This window comes from Paraburkholderia sp. ZP32-5 (assembly GCF_021390495.1).
Lineage (GTDB): Bacteria > Pseudomonadota > Gammaproteobacteria > Burkholderiales > Burkholderiaceae > Paraburkholderia.
In genome coordinates, this window is the sequence record NZ_JAJEJP010000001.1 from 3,903,890 (window position 1) to 3,915,911 (window position 12,022).

At 63.2% G+C, this 12,022-nt stretch carries 13 protein-coding genes and 1 pseudogene; 6 read left to right on the forward strand and 8 right to left on the reverse strand.

The genetic code is table 11. From position 1 onward, the window contains the following. Positions 1–47 precede the first annotated feature (47 nt). Both L0U82_RS17055 and argC read left to right on the forward strand, forming a co-directional pair. Entirely contained in the window at positions 48–650 is a 603-nt protein-coding gene (locus L0U82_RS17055) for a YbhB/YbcL family Raf kinase inhibitor-like protein (protein WP_233832459.1), read from the forward strand. A 257-nt stretch (positions 651–907) separates the two neighbouring features. Next, positions 908–1,855 (forward strand): N-acetyl-gamma-glutamyl-phosphate reductase, encoded by a 948-nt coding sequence (gene argC / locus L0U82_RS17060; protein WP_233832460.1) that lies wholly within the window; start codon positions 908–910, stop codon positions 1,853–1,855. 353 nt (positions 1,856–2,208) lie between these two features. Here argC and L0U82_RS17065 read toward each other — a convergent pair whose 3' ends face one another. Then, positions 2,209–2,844 carry a LysE family translocator gene (locus L0U82_RS17065; RefSeq protein WP_233832462.1) on the reverse strand — a complete coding sequence of 212 codons (636 nt, stop codon included), beginning with the start codon at positions 2,842–2,844 and terminating at the stop codon, positions 2,209–2,211. Between the two features lie 144 nt (positions 2,845–2,988). Further along, a complete protein-coding gene (locus L0U82_RS17070) occupies positions 2,989–3,858 on the reverse strand; it encodes an NAD(P)-dependent oxidoreductase (protein ID WP_233832463.1) in 870 nt (289 codons plus the stop codon). Positions 3,859–3,951: 93 nt separating this feature from the next. On the opposite strand from L0U82_RS17070, the gene L0U82_RS17075 reads away from it, so the two are divergent. Together L0U82_RS17075 and L0U82_RS17080 are read left to right on the forward strand one after the other, a co-directional pair. Beyond that, a complete protein-coding gene (locus tag L0U82_RS17075) occupies positions 3,952–4,710 on the forward strand; it encodes a Mut7-C ubiquitin/RNAse domain-containing protein (RefSeq protein ID WP_233833316.1) in 759 nt (252 codons plus the stop codon). A gap of 75 nt (positions 4,711–4,785) precedes the next feature. Then, entirely contained in the window at positions 4,786–5,064 is a 279-nt protein-coding gene (locus tag L0U82_RS17080) for a hypothetical protein (RefSeq protein WP_233832464.1), read from the forward strand. Between the two features lie 192 nt (positions 5,065–5,256). On the opposite strand, the gene L0U82_RS17085 is transcribed toward L0U82_RS17080, so the two are convergent. Beyond that, a complete protein-coding gene (locus L0U82_RS17085) occupies positions 5,257–5,469 on the reverse strand; it encodes a hypothetical protein (RefSeq protein WP_233832466.1) in 213 nt (70 codons plus the stop codon). A gap of 270 nt (positions 5,470–5,739) precedes the next feature. After that, positions 5,740–6,492, reverse strand: a complete 753-nt coding sequence (locus L0U82_RS17090; RefSeq protein ID WP_233832468.1) for an IclR family transcriptional regulator domain-containing protein — start codon at positions 6,490–6,492, stop codon at positions 5,740–5,742. 320 nt (positions 6,493–6,812) lie between these two features. Between L0U82_RS17090 and L0U82_RS17095 the strand changes: the two genes are divergently transcribed. Continuing rightward, positions 6,813–7,745 carry a DMT family transporter gene (locus L0U82_RS17095; RefSeq protein WP_233832469.1) on the forward strand — a complete coding sequence of 311 codons (933 nt, stop codon included), beginning with the start codon at positions 6,813–6,815 and terminating at the stop codon, positions 7,743–7,745. Between the two features lie 15 nt (positions 7,746–7,760). Here the strand turns inward: L0U82_RS17095 and L0U82_RS17100 are convergent, their stop codons facing one another. From L0U82_RS17100 to L0U82_RS17110, 3 genes and pseudogenes are all read right to left on the reverse strand, one after another. Next, positions 7,761–8,015: a hypothetical protein gene (locus L0U82_RS17100; protein WP_233832471.1), complete on the reverse strand. Its 255-nt coding sequence runs from the start codon at positions 8,013–8,015 to the stop codon at positions 7,761–7,763. 1,255 nt (positions 8,016–9,270) lie between these two features. After that, a pseudogene (locus tag L0U82_RS17105) lies at positions 9,271–9,948 on the reverse strand (DUF2242 domain-containing protein); the annotation flags it as partial. 195 nt (positions 9,949–10,143) lie between these two features. Beyond that, positions 10,144–10,842, reverse strand: coding sequence for a lytic transglycosylase domain-containing protein (locus L0U82_RS17110; RefSeq protein WP_233832473.1), 699 nt, complete (start codon positions 10,840–10,842; stop codon positions 10,144–10,146). A 324-nt stretch (positions 10,843–11,166) separates the two neighbouring features. Between L0U82_RS17110 and L0U82_RS17115 the strand changes: the two genes are divergently transcribed. Beyond that, a complete protein-coding gene (locus L0U82_RS17115; protein ID WP_233833326.1) occupies positions 11,167–11,427 on the forward strand; it encodes a DUF6723 family protein in 261 nt (86 codons plus the stop codon). A gap of 31 nt (positions 11,428–11,458) precedes the next feature. On the opposite strand, the gene L0U82_RS17120 is transcribed toward L0U82_RS17115, so the two are convergent. Continuing rightward, positions 11,459–11,854: an outer membrane protein assembly factor BamE gene (locus L0U82_RS17120; RefSeq protein WP_233832475.1), complete on the reverse strand. Its 396-nt coding sequence runs from the start codon at positions 11,852–11,854 to the stop codon at positions 11,459–11,461. Between the last annotated feature and the right edge of the window lie 168 nt (positions 11,855–12,022).

Here is a 12,022-nt window from a genome sequence, read left to right on the forward strand (position 1 = left end):
AACCATGCGAGGACACGCTCCTCGCGTGCTGACAGGAGAACCGGCACATGCGCCCGCGTTGCCTGGTTGTTTCGCCGGCTTCACCGTGGCGGCGTCAATCGCTCGCTATCTGCGCGATGTTCGGGCTCGCGCTCGGCGTCACGCACAGCCCTCGCGCACTCGCCGACGGCACCTTCACGCTGACGAGCACGAACGTGCGCGCGGGCGGCACCGTGCAAACCGCTCAGGTTTTCGACCAGAACGACTGCAAGGGCGCCAACCATTCGCCGCAACTGACGTGGCGCGACGCGCCGGCGGGCACTCGTGGTTTCGCGGTCACGATGTTCGACGAGGATGCGCCGGGGCGCGGCTGGTGGCACTGGGCGGTCGCTGGCATTCCGGCCACCACCCAAGGCCTGCCGGAGAACGCGAGTTCGTCCGGCTTTCTGAAGAAGCTCGGCGCGGTCGAAGCGCGCAACGATTTCGATACCGACGGCTATGGCGGCCCGTGCCCGCCGGCGGGCAAACCGCATCGCTACATCATCACGGTCTATGCGTTGAACTCGTCCGACTTGCGTCTTGCGCAAGGACGTCCCGCGCTGATGTTCGATCATGAGATCGGCACCGCCGCGATCGGCAGCGCGCGGCTGGTCGTCAATTACGGGCGCTAGCGGCTGTCGTTGTTGTCGTTGTGTCGGCCTGGTAGCGTCGACGCAATCGATACGTTTGATGCGCGCCGCCCGTTCCGCCGATCTGCACTGAACCATACGGCTTCGGCACGCATCTGCCCGCTATGGGTCACGCTCGTGTCACTTTCGGCGCGCATCGTCGTTTTTTCGCCCCGCCTTGCACGAGGGCGGCCCCGAGGTCTTAAAATACGCGGTTCAGGCGCGGCGTCGCGCCCCCGTTTCCAGCGAGTGAGATCGAGATGAGCACGAAAGTTTTTGTCGACGGACAGGAAGGCACGACCGGCCTGAAGATTTTCGAATACCTGTCGCAGCGCGCCGATGTGGAAATCCTGCGTATCGAAGAAGCCAAGCGCAAGGACCTCGACGAGCGCCGTCGTCTCATCAACGCATCGGACGTCACGTTCCTGTGCCTGCCGGACGTCGCTTCGCGCGAATCCGCATCGCTCGTCGAAAACGACCACACCGTGCTGCTCGATGCCAGCACCGCATTCCGCACCTCGTCCGACTGGGCCTACGGCTTGCCCGAACTGGCGCGCGCGCAACGCGAGCGTCTGCGTACCGCTAAACGCATCGCCGTGCCGGGCTGCCACGCATCGGCGTTCGTCCTCGCGATGCGCCCGCTCGTCGAAGCCGGCGTTGTCGCGCCGGAATTCAATGCGCACGCGTACTCGATCACCGGCTACAGCGGCGGCGGCAAGAAAATGATTGCCGACTACGAAGCCGGCGGCGACGACAAGCTGAAGAGCCCGCGTCCGTATGCGCTCGGCCTCACGCACAAGCATCTGCCGGAAATGGCTGCGCATACCGGCCTGAAATCGGCGCCTATCTTTACGCCGATCGTCGGTGCTTTCTACAAGGGTCTCGCGGTCACCACGTACTTCTCGCCGGACCAGTTGGCCAAGAAGGCGACGCCGCAGGATGTGCAGGCGCTGTTCGCCGAATACTACGCGGGCGAAGCGTTCGTACACGTCGCACCGTTCAATGCCGACGCGAATCTCGATAACGGCTTTTTCGACGTGCAGGCGAACAACGACACCAATCGCGTCGACCTGTTCGTGTTCGGCAACGAAGAGCGCTTCGTGACCGTCGCGCGTCTGGACAACCTGGGTAAGGGTGCATCGGGCGCGGCGATCCAGTGTATGAACCTTGCGATCGGCGCGGCCGAAGATACCGGCTTGAAGCGCTAAACACAGTAGCAGCCCGCGGACGCGGCGACACGCCGCCAGCTCTGCCCGTTATCCATCGAAAGCCGGTCTCCGCAGACCGGCTTTTCTGTTTTGGAAGCTTCGGAAGCGCGTGAATTTAATGCCTGGAGGGACGGCGGCACCGACTCGCACCGCGGCCAAACTGCGGGCAAAAAAAAGCCCGCCTAAGTTGGCGGGCTGAATCCATATCGGAGGAGACATGGAGGAGACAAAACGAACTATAACAAAGAGGGTGGTGCGTTGCAACATGCAAATTAGGGTTGACCCTCGATGTTGTCAACATACAACGGTCACATTCGTGGCCCTATTTCCCGCCCCGCTGAACCGCGACGCGTCTAGTGGCGCACCAGCGCCATCATCGCGCCGAAACCGACGAACACGCCGCCCGTCAGCCGGTTGAACATACGCGCGACGCTGCCGCTCTTCAGCTTCGCACCGATCCGCGTGCCGAAGCTCGCGTACACCAGATACCAACTGACCTCGATCGCCGCGAAAGTGGCAACCAGCACGCCGAACTGCGGCAGCTTCGGCTGCGTGGCATCGATGAATTGCGGCAGCAGCGCGGCCGCGAACAAAATCGCCTTCGGATTGCTGCTGGCGACCAGAAAGCCGTTGCGAAACAGCGCGAAACGCGAGCGTGCGGGCCGGGCCGCGAGTTCGTCGACGTTTTGCGCGACGGCCTCATCGACCGGTGCGCGCCACGCCTTGATGCCCAGGTAGACTAGGTAAGCCGCGCCGATCATGCGCAGTGCGTTGAACATCGTCGGCCATGCGGCGAGAACAACGCCGAGTCCAGCCGCCGACACCGCCAGCATCAGCACCAGCGCCGACAGGCAACCGGCCATGGTCGCGCTCGCGCGGCGCAGGCCATGCTGGGCGCCATGCGTCATCACGAGCAGCATGTTGGGACCGGGAATCGCGGAAACGACGAAGACGGTGGCAACGAACAGCCACCAGGTATGCAGAGTCATCGGAATCGAAAGGAAAAAGAAATCGGGCGGCTATTATGCCTTGCCGATTCACCACCGCAGTGTGCGGCGCGGAACGACATCACCGCGACCGCCAACACGCGTCGCCGCCACAGTCGCAGCGACGCGCAGACTTCCTTGCCGATATCAACGGCCAGCGCGGCGCGCGGCAACCTGCCCCAGCACCGCGAAATCCTTCTCGCCGTCGCCATGCGCGACCGCTTCGATCAGGCTGTCACGCACGACGCTCGCAACCGGCATCGGCGTCGTCACCGCATCGGCGGCGGCGAGCGCGAGGCGCACGTCCTTCAGACCGAGCCGCGCCTTGAACAGCGCCGGTTCGAAACGCTGATCGGCGATCAGCTTGCCGTAGCCCGAATACACCGGCCCCGGAAACAGCCCGCTCGTGATCACGTCGAGGAAATCCTGCATCGCGAGACCGTGGCCCGTGACGAGCGCAGCCGCTTCGCCGAGCGTCTCGATCGCCGCGCCGATCATGAAATTGCCGGCGAGCTTCATCACGTTCGCCTGCTGCGGCAGCGAGCCGATGCGCCAGGTCTTCTGGCCGATCACGTCGAACAACGGCTGAAGCCGGTCGATCGATTCAGCCGGGCCGCCCGCAACGATCGTCAGCTTACCGGCGGCCGCGACGTCGGGCCGGCCGAACACCGGCGCGGCCACGTAGTGAACGCCGCGCGACGCATGCGCGGTCGCCAGTTCCTCGGCGAGCGCCACCGAGATCGTCGCCATGTTCGCGTGGATCAGCCCGCGCGGCGCATGCTCGAGCAGCGATGCGGTGATGACCTCGCGCAGCGCGGCATCGTCGGCGAGCATCGAAAACACGGCGTCGCCGGCAAACGCTTCGGCCGGCGTCGCGACGATCTGCGCGCCCAGCTCGGCCAGTGGCTGGGCCTTTTCCGGCGAGCGGTTCCACACCCGCACCTGGTGCCCAGCTTTCAGAATGTTTGCAACCATCGCGGCGCCCATTTCGCCGAGCCCGATAAAACCGATGTCCATCAATCGCTCCGTCTTCTAAAGAACCCGAAGTAAAGCACACTCATGCGACATGCGCAGGACAACATGCAACAAAAACCGGTGCGATACTGCGGCATGGTCACCGCGACATTCCGCTTCTACGAGGAGCTGAACGACTTTCTCGCCCGGCCGCTGCGTCGGCGCGAGTTCGCTTGTGCGTGCGCGCGTGGCGCGACGACCAAGCACATGATCGAAGTGCTCGGCGTGCCGCATACCGAGGTCGAGCTGATCCTCGTGAACGGCGAATCGGTCGACTTCAATCATCCGATCGCGGACGGCGAGCGCATCGCCGTCTATCCGAAGTTCGAAGCGCTCGATATCCAGCCGCTGCTGCGCGTGCGCGAACGGCCGCTGCGCGTGATGCGCTTCATCGCCGATGCACATCTCGGCGGCCTCGCGCCGCTGCTGCGGCTAGCCGGCTTCGACACGCTCTACGACAACCACTATCCCGACGCCGATATCGAAGCGCTCGCCGCCGCGCAACAGCGCATCGTACTGACGCGCGACCGCGAGCTGCTGAAACGCCGCAACATCACGCATGGCTGCTACGTGCGCGCGCTGCGGCCGCACCAGCAGTTGCGCGAAGTATTCGATCGGCTGGATCTGGCGGGCAGCGCACAGCCGTTCCGTCTATGCCTGATGTGCAATGCGCCGCTACGGCGCATCGCTCGCGAGGAAGCCGGCCCGCGCGTGCCGGATGGCGTGCTGCAGCGGCATAGCCGCTTCGTCACCTGCGACGTCTGCCAGCGCATCTTCTGGGAGGGCACGCACTGGCAGCGAATGCGTGCGTTGATGGACAGCGTGTCCGCCGGTACATCGGAGCCCGGCGGCTGATATGGGCATCGGCGCTCGCGCGGTATCCGGCGCGCTGCGTACAATGCGGGCTTATTTATCCAGCAGAGGCCTGATATGGCGATGAAAAAAACCGACCTTGAAAAGAACAAGGCGCTGAAACTGAACAACGCGATGAAGCAGGCGTCCGTGCCGCGCGGCGGCCAGGGTGCCGCGGGCGAGCCGAAAATCGATCGGCGCGAACAGCGCAAGCTCGATCAGGCGCAAGGGCTGGTCGCTTTCGCGTGCAAGCTCAACGGCGAACTGGTCGAAGAACTGAAGACGCGCGCCGCCACGCATCCGGATGGCCTGAATGGTCTGCTGGACGAAGTGATCCGGCGAGGTCTCGCGGGCTGATCGATTACACACAAGCGCGCGCAAAAGAAGCACACAACAACGCGCGCAAAACCCGCCTCAAACGCAAAAAGGCCAGAGCACAAGCTCTGGCCTTTTTGCTGGCAACGCTGTTGACCGCACCGTCCCATATCGGCCGACTAGCGGCTCGATACCGGATACCGGTACGGCGCGCCCGGCTAGCGGGCGACGAACTTAGTTCGTCGTGCCCTTGTCGTTCGTGCCGGCTGCCGAAGCTGCCGCGGCAACCGGAGCGCGCTTGCCGTGGGTCTTCAGTTGCTTGATGTGATGCTTCTTCGGTGCGCTAGCAGCGGCTGCCGGCGCAGCTGCGTCGGAAGCTTGTGCGAAAGCCTGAATGGAAACCAGCGCGAACGAAGCGGCTGCGAGCGAGACGATGACTTTTTTCATGTGTTGTTCCCCAAACCAGACGACTGATCAATGTGAGATGAAAAACCGCTACTCGGTAGAGCAGGTAGAACTTCGAGGCACCTTGCGCTCCCCGCGGGAGAGTATTACCCAAGCGTAGGCGGTTTGTCATGCGTAAAACCCGATATGTATTTTCTGAGAGACAGCTTGCTTTCTTTGTGCTTTCAGGCATCGGGCATCCCATACCAGGGACAATACTGAGTCGCTACGGAGCCCGAATTCAAACGCCTCGCGCGTCGCGTCGATGCTCGGTCAAACGAGATTGCGCAGCAGGCTCGCGGTCTCCTGCAGCGTCGGCAGAACCCGGTGCAGCGCGGCGTTCGCCGACTCCTGGCCGATCGGCATGCTGACGCTGATCGCCGCGACCACCGTGCCATGCCGGTCGCGCAGCGGCACCGCGACGCCGCGCACGCCCACCTCCAGTTGCTGGTCGGTCACAACGTAGCCATCGCGGCGGATTTCGCCGAGCACTTCGCGCAAGCGCTCGACGCTCGAATACGTGTACGGCGTGAAAACCTTGATCGGATAGGTGGCGAGCCACTGGTCGATGCTGTCGGGCGCCTGGAACGCCAGCAGCACGAGTCCCGCCGACGACAACGGCGCCGGCGCGCGCGAGCCGGTCACGAAGCCCACCGCCATCGCCCGATTGACGCCGTTGCGCGCCACATACACGACATCGTGTTCATCGAGGATCGCGACCAGCGCGGTCTCCTGCACGGTCGCGGTGATGCGCTGAAGGAACGGCTGCACCGTGCGCGGCAGGCGCGCCGAATCGAGGTACGACTGGCCGAGCCGCAGCACGCGCGGCGCGAGCCAGAACAGCTTGCCGTCGGTATCCACGTAGCCGAGTTCGCGCAACGTCAGCAGATAGCGGCGCGCCGCCGTGCGCGACAGACCGGCGCGCGCGGCGACCATCGTCGGCGTCATGCGCGCGTGCTCCTCGTCGAATGCTTCGATGATCGCCAGTGCTTTAGCAGCGCCCGCGATCCAGTCTTTGTCTTCCATGATGATTGCCCGTGGTGAGCAGGGGCGGCGCATGGTCCGACGCTTCGTGCCTCAGTTGATGCACGGCGGACACGTGGCGCCCAACGCGCGGCCTTTGCGCGATTATCGCGCGAGTCAGGGGGCTGGCTGCCAGTGCGGGGATGCCCGCGTATCATGTCAACGATTCGTGTGAACGATTTCAGCCTTGCTAGCGGCGCTGCGCGCGGCATCCCACGAGACGATGCGGCGCGCTTTTCAGTCGCCGCGAAGCTCACTACGAACAGGCCGTACTCGCCGGCCTCTTCCTCACCATAAAACGTTAAAAAGCTTTGAATCCCGCTTTGAATTCCGATACCCGCCAACACCTGCGCGCCAATGTACTGATGCTGATCGCCGCGATGATCTGGGGCTCCGCGTTCGTCGCGCAGCGCCTGAGTCTCGATGCGATCGGCCCGTTTCTGTTTACCGGCTTGCGCTTTCTGCTCGGCGCGCTCGTCGTGCTGACGATGATCGTCTGCGTACGCCGCTCCGCGCTCGCCGAGCTGACGAAGCGCGAACCCGGCGGCGCTCGTGAACTGCTCGGTGCCGGCGCGCTGCTTGGCGTCGTGCTGTCCGTATCGATTTCGTTGCAGCAGATCGGCCTGCAATACACGAAGATCGCCAACGCGGGCTTTATCAGTTCGCTGTACGTGGTGATCGTGCCGCTGCTCGGCGTGCTGTTCCGGCACAAAACCGGCCTCGGCACGTGGCTCGGCGCACTGCTCGCGGCAGTCGGCATGTATTTTCTGAGCGTCGACGAGCATTTCTCGATGCTGTATGGCGACTGGTATCAGCTGGCCGGCGCGCTGGTGATTTCCGCGCAGATGATGCTGGTCGGACGTTTCGCCGCGCGCCACGACACGCTGATGCTCGCACTCGTGCAGTTCGTGACCTGCGGGCTCGTGTGCGTCGTGATCGGGCTCGCGATCGAACCGGTGAGCGCGGCGGTGATCGCGCGCGCTGCGCCGACGATCGCGTATGGCGGGGCGTTATCGGTCGGCGTCGCGTACACGATTCAGGTGGTCGCGCAGCGCTATGCGGCGCCGTCGCACGCGGCCGTGATTTTCAGCATGGAGGGTGTGTTCGCGGCGTTCGCGGGCTGGCTCGTGCTCGGTGAAACGCTGACGGGTCGCGCGCTGTTCGGTTGCGCGCTGATGCTCGCGGGGTTGATCGTGTGTCAGGTGCTGCCGGGCTGGCGGCGCAGCCGGGAAGAACAGGTGCCGCAGACTTCCTGACCCAGACTTCCTGAACTAAGCCGCGCGCGGATGCGCGATCAGATCCGGTGTATCGCCAGTCGGCGGAAACACACACCAGCAACCGTCGTCGTGACGAAAGAAGAACAGACCGCGACCGCCCTCTCCCGCTGATGATGTCTCGACCCGCACGTAACGCCGGCCGCGCGTGCGCGTGCGGCTGAACTCCGTCACGTGAACCGGCTCGCACGGCGCCGGCGACAGCCATTTCTCGACCAGAAACCGCAACGACCGTTCGCTCGCGGATCTCATGACCGGCTCCGGAACAGCTTGTCCTGATGAGGGTCGCGCGTGGCTTCGGAGTTGTCATCTTCGCTTGCGCTGGCGTCCTCGTCGGCTTCGGCGGCGGCCAGCGCTATCGCCCGATTGGTCGCGGCCGCGCGTAACGCACTGCAATCACGCGCATGCCGAAGGTCCGAGAGAAGATGGACTAGCTGTCGTGCTGATCTGCGTTTCATACATCCCCCCGCACTGCACCAAGAACCTCATAAAACACTTTAACTCTATGCCTGATTGGTCTTTGGCTAAAAGGTTTTGACGAAATAGCAACAGTTGCGTTTGCAAAAAGAAAGCTCGCAATCTTCGTACCGCGATCTCAATGTGCGCGTCCGGCGGGCGAGCGTATGTGCGAAAACGAGCGCTTCGCATCGCGCGAATCGTGCGCTCGGCCGCATGGGGAAAAGCGTTGCGAGGGCCAGGTTATCCACAATGGCCTCTTAACAACGTCGGGATAGCACGACGAACAGCCTGTGCGCGGAATCTTGATAAGCACGAAGCCGGTTAACCCGCTTACACAGTTATCCCGCCTATGTAGTTTTTCTACAGACGTGGTCCGCAGGGTTATGGTTTCCGTATGACGTTGACGCGGCGGGACATTTGCAGGTTATCCACAGAACGGGTTAACCCTTGTTAACTATTACTACGTATGTATACGGACGAATTTAAAACCATAGGATAAATACCGGCCAGCGCCTGAATTCAAGGCTGATCGGAGATTGATCAGCCTTGATCTGGTGACGCGCTGCGTGGGTATTTACGGTGCGAGGGTTGGGCTGCTCGCGGGTGAGGTGGCTGCTGCGTGGGCGATGGGGTCAACCACCGGTTGAATAGCCGGTGCGGACATGGTGATCTGTGCGGGAGTCGGCGTGGTCACGTTCGTCGTCACGTTAACCGGCGGCGTTGTCGTTGTGGCTTGAGCCACCGTGGGTGGCGTTGCTACTTGAAGAGCGGTGACAGGAGTCGTTGTCTGAATGGGCAGCGGTATCGTGAGCGAAGCCTTAGCCGATGTCGTGATCTGTGTGGCGGGCGTTGGCGTCGTCGTTAACGCGGTTGCCTCGGATGTCGCTACCGGAGCAGGAGCCGGCGACGATGCCTGCGTGAGCGCTGGCGTCGGTATTTGCACCGCAGCAGGCGCTGTTAGCTGAACAGCGGCAGTGGCAGACGCCGCAGCCGGAACAGCCGCAGCAGCCGGCGCCTGAACCGGCGCTGGAATCGTAAGCGTCAGCGGCGCCGCCGCGGGCATCGACATCTTCTGAACCGCGGGCGGTGGAATCATCGGCACCGGCTCAGGCACCACCACGGGCGTCGGCGCTGTCACGGGCACCGGCAGCAGACTCGTTTCGATCGGGCTAGTCGTGACCGGCTGCGTACGCACCACCGTCTGTAAATAGTGATCGACGAGTCCGAAGAACCGGTCGTAGAACTTGCCCGACGGAATCGTCTCGCTCGATATCTTCACCATCGCGTCGCTGTTCGAGCGGATCGGCAGCGACAGCGAACCGAGCACGCTCAACCCGACGCTCGCCGACGTATCGCTTTTCTTCAACGCGAAGCCGTTTTGCACCGCGTTCACATAGACGATGCTGGTATCGGCCGCCTCTTCGCCCGGCGTGCAGACGACATGAAATTCGACGACCACATGGGTATCGCCAGTCGGCTGGAAATTTTTCGTGCCGTCGACGGTGTCGGGTCGCGCCATCGTCGTCAGATAGCCCTGGCTCAGCAATGCGCGGCGCGCGGCTTCGCAGCTATCGGTCGTGCTCGAATTGAAATTGCGCGCATACGGGCTCGCGCCGGTTTCGAACATTTCCTGGGTGAGCTTCGGTTGCGGCGTGCTGCTGCATGCGGCGAGCGCCAGCAGGCCGAACAGGGCCGCGGCGGTGGTTCTGGAAAACGGGATCTGCATGATGGCTTGCAAGAAGCGCTGAATCAGCGCGAATGGAAATGCATTGTAGAGCGGGCAACGTGACGCGCGTAAAAAGCGTGCAGCCTTCGCGCGACACCACCTTACCGTGCCTCACACGAAAATGATCCGGCGGGAAGCGCAGAGTGGAGAGCGTGGCGTGCGAACCGTCCGTGATAAAGACGCGCGCGCTCGAAATCAGTTCGATGCAGTGCGCGCGGCGCTGGTGGCCGAAGCCGGGTTCACAGCCGAACTCAAACCCGAACCCGATGCCGCGGCGGAAGACGCCGCCACTGCCCCGCTTGCCACGGGCACGCCGCCCGCCGGCACGGTGAACGCATCGGCCCATTGATTCGTGCCGGCGCAGCGATCGGCCTCGCACGATGCGGCCTGCCCATCCGCATGCGGCGCGTTGTCCTGCGGCGGAGCGACACCAGCGAAATCCTCGACGCGCAGGCTCACCTTGCGCGCATACGCAAACGACCCGCCGTAACTCTTCAGCGCCGCATTCATATCGCCGTTGGCCGAGCGCATGTAGCCGTACAGGATCGCCGAGCCCGCTTCGATGTTCGCATCCGGATCGGTCAGATCCTTGACGTTGCGCAGCAGCCCGCGATGCGCCTGCGGCACGACCTGCATCAGCCCGGTCGCGCCGTTGGGGCCGCGGGCCTTTTCCTTGAAGCGGGATTCGATCGAGATGATGGACAGCAGCAGCGCGGGCGGCAGCGAGTACTTGGAGGCGGACGCTTGCACCGCGTCGGAGATCTTTTGAGCTTTGTCCTTTGCCACGCCGAATTTCTGCATCAGATACGCAGAAATTCGGTCGGTGGTTTCGTCGGCCGCGGCGGTTTGCGCGAATCCGAGCGAAAGCACGATCAGGCAAAGTAACCGGCTCATGACGGAAGGATCGGGTAGCGAAGATTCGCGCATTATAGACCCCGATCACCGGCAAGCTCCGCCAAGTCACGATTTTTGTCTTTTAAATCAAGGGCAACCGAAACCTACCGTAATCATTAGACGTTTTCGCGCTGACGTCACAGTCGTCGGTCAGCATCGCGGTAGAGCGCAGGCGGATACATGCATCAACCGAAGCGTGCCGACGCATCGCACGCGGATTTGAGACAATTCGCGTTTCCCCCGCGCGATTGCGTTGCGCGAGCAACCGGCCACGATGCTCTCTTTCGAGCCCGCCGGTTCAATGAACAGCCGATGTTTTCAACGATGAGCAAGCCTGCGTTTATTCCCAGCATCCCCGGTACGTCGGAGGACGACTTCGAGATTTCAGCGGCCGCCAAGATGGCCGGCTACCGGCGTTTCTATGGCGTGTTGAAGGTCGTGCGCAAGACCGACGGCCGCGTGCTGTTTCCCTTCGACGGCGCGCCGGAACTCGGCCCGCACGCGACACGCCTCGAAGCGGTCGCGGCCGCCGAGGTGTACGGCGAACATATCGTCGCGAGCGATCTGGCGCGGCCGGAGTTGTAGCGCGGGCCCCGACGACCGCCCGCCTCCCCCCTTACTCCGCGCTCCCCATGCTCTGCGATTTCCCCATCGCCAGTTCTGCGCAATCACTCTCTTTCCACGCCGTCTTCGTGACCTTGCCGTCGCTGTCGAACACGACCTGATACTGGCAGGCCTTCGGCGAGCCGGCGAAGTGGAACAGGTAGTTCCACACGCGCACATGGAACACGCCCTCCTGGAAATGCGGCGGCCCGATCAGATCGAGCACCTGGCTCTTCGTCTGACCTTGCGCGACCGTGTGCAGATTATCGCGATTCGGATAGCTGCCTTGCGGCGTCGTTGCGTAGTCGAGCGACGGAAACGCCGTATCGCTCGGGCCGATCATGCAGCCCGCCGTCGCGAGCACGCTGATGAGCGCGGCGCCGAGCGCCGCCATCGATTGAATTTTCATATTCAGTTGGTCCACAAAATCATGTCGTTGCGTTGGGAGCGAACGAACGGGCCGCGTGTCGCGCCACGTTCGTCCGGCCTTCGGTCACGCGCTTACCGCCGCGCGTTTTTCGCTGCGCGATAAGTGCTCGCGCCGATCATTCACAGTTGTCACTGCGCGCTTATCACT

What these genes read in the sequence shown, in the direction of transcription:
- L0U82_RS17120 (WP_233832475.1), bottom strand. Translation starts at nt 11,854, where the DNA reads ATGAAAATTCAATCGATGGCGGCGCTCGGCGCCGCGCTCATCAGCGTG.
- L0U82_RS17115 (WP_233833326.1), top strand. Translation starts at nt 11,167, where the DNA reads ATGAGCAAGCCTGCGTTTATTCCCAGCATCCCCGGTACGTCGGAGGAC.
- L0U82_RS17080 (WP_233832464.1), top strand. Translation starts at nt 4,786, where the DNA reads ATGGCGATGAAAAAAACCGACCTTGAAAAGAACAAGGCGCTGAAACTG.
- L0U82_RS17085 (WP_233832466.1), bottom strand. Translation starts at nt 5,469, where the DNA reads ATGAAAAAAGTCATCGTCTCGCTCGCAGCCGCTTCGTTCGCGCTGGTT.
- L0U82_RS17075 (WP_233833316.1), top strand. Translation starts at nt 3,952, where the DNA reads ATGGTCACCGCGACATTCCGCTTCTACGAGGAGCTGAACGACTTTCTC.
- L0U82_RS17090 (WP_233832468.1), bottom strand. Translation starts at nt 6,492, where the DNA reads ATGGAAGACAAAGACTGGATCGCGGGCGCTGCTAAAGCACTGGCGATC.
- L0U82_RS17110 (WP_233832473.1), bottom strand. Translation starts at nt 10,842, where the DNA reads ATGAGCCGGTTACTTTGCCTGATCGTGCTTTCGCTCGGATTCGCGCAA.
- L0U82_RS17070 (WP_233832463.1), bottom strand. Translation starts at nt 3,858, where the DNA reads ATGGACATCGGTTTTATCGGGCTCGGCGAAATGGGCGCCGCGATGGTT.
- L0U82_RS17065 (WP_233832462.1), bottom strand. Translation starts at nt 2,844, where the DNA reads ATGACTCTGCATACCTGGTGGCTGTTCGTTGCCACCGTCTTCGTCGTT.
- L0U82_RS17100 (WP_233832471.1), bottom strand. Translation starts at nt 8,015, where the DNA reads ATGAGATCCGCGAGCGAACGGTCGTTGCGGTTTCTGGTCGAGAAATGG.
- L0U82_RS17055 (WP_233832459.1), top strand. Translation starts at nt 48, where the DNA reads ATGCGCCCGCGTTGCCTGGTTGTTTCGCCGGCTTCACCGTGGCGGCGT.
- argC (WP_233832460.1), top strand. Translation starts at nt 908, where the DNA reads ATGAGCACGAAAGTTTTTGTCGACGGACAGGAAGGCACGACCGGCCTG.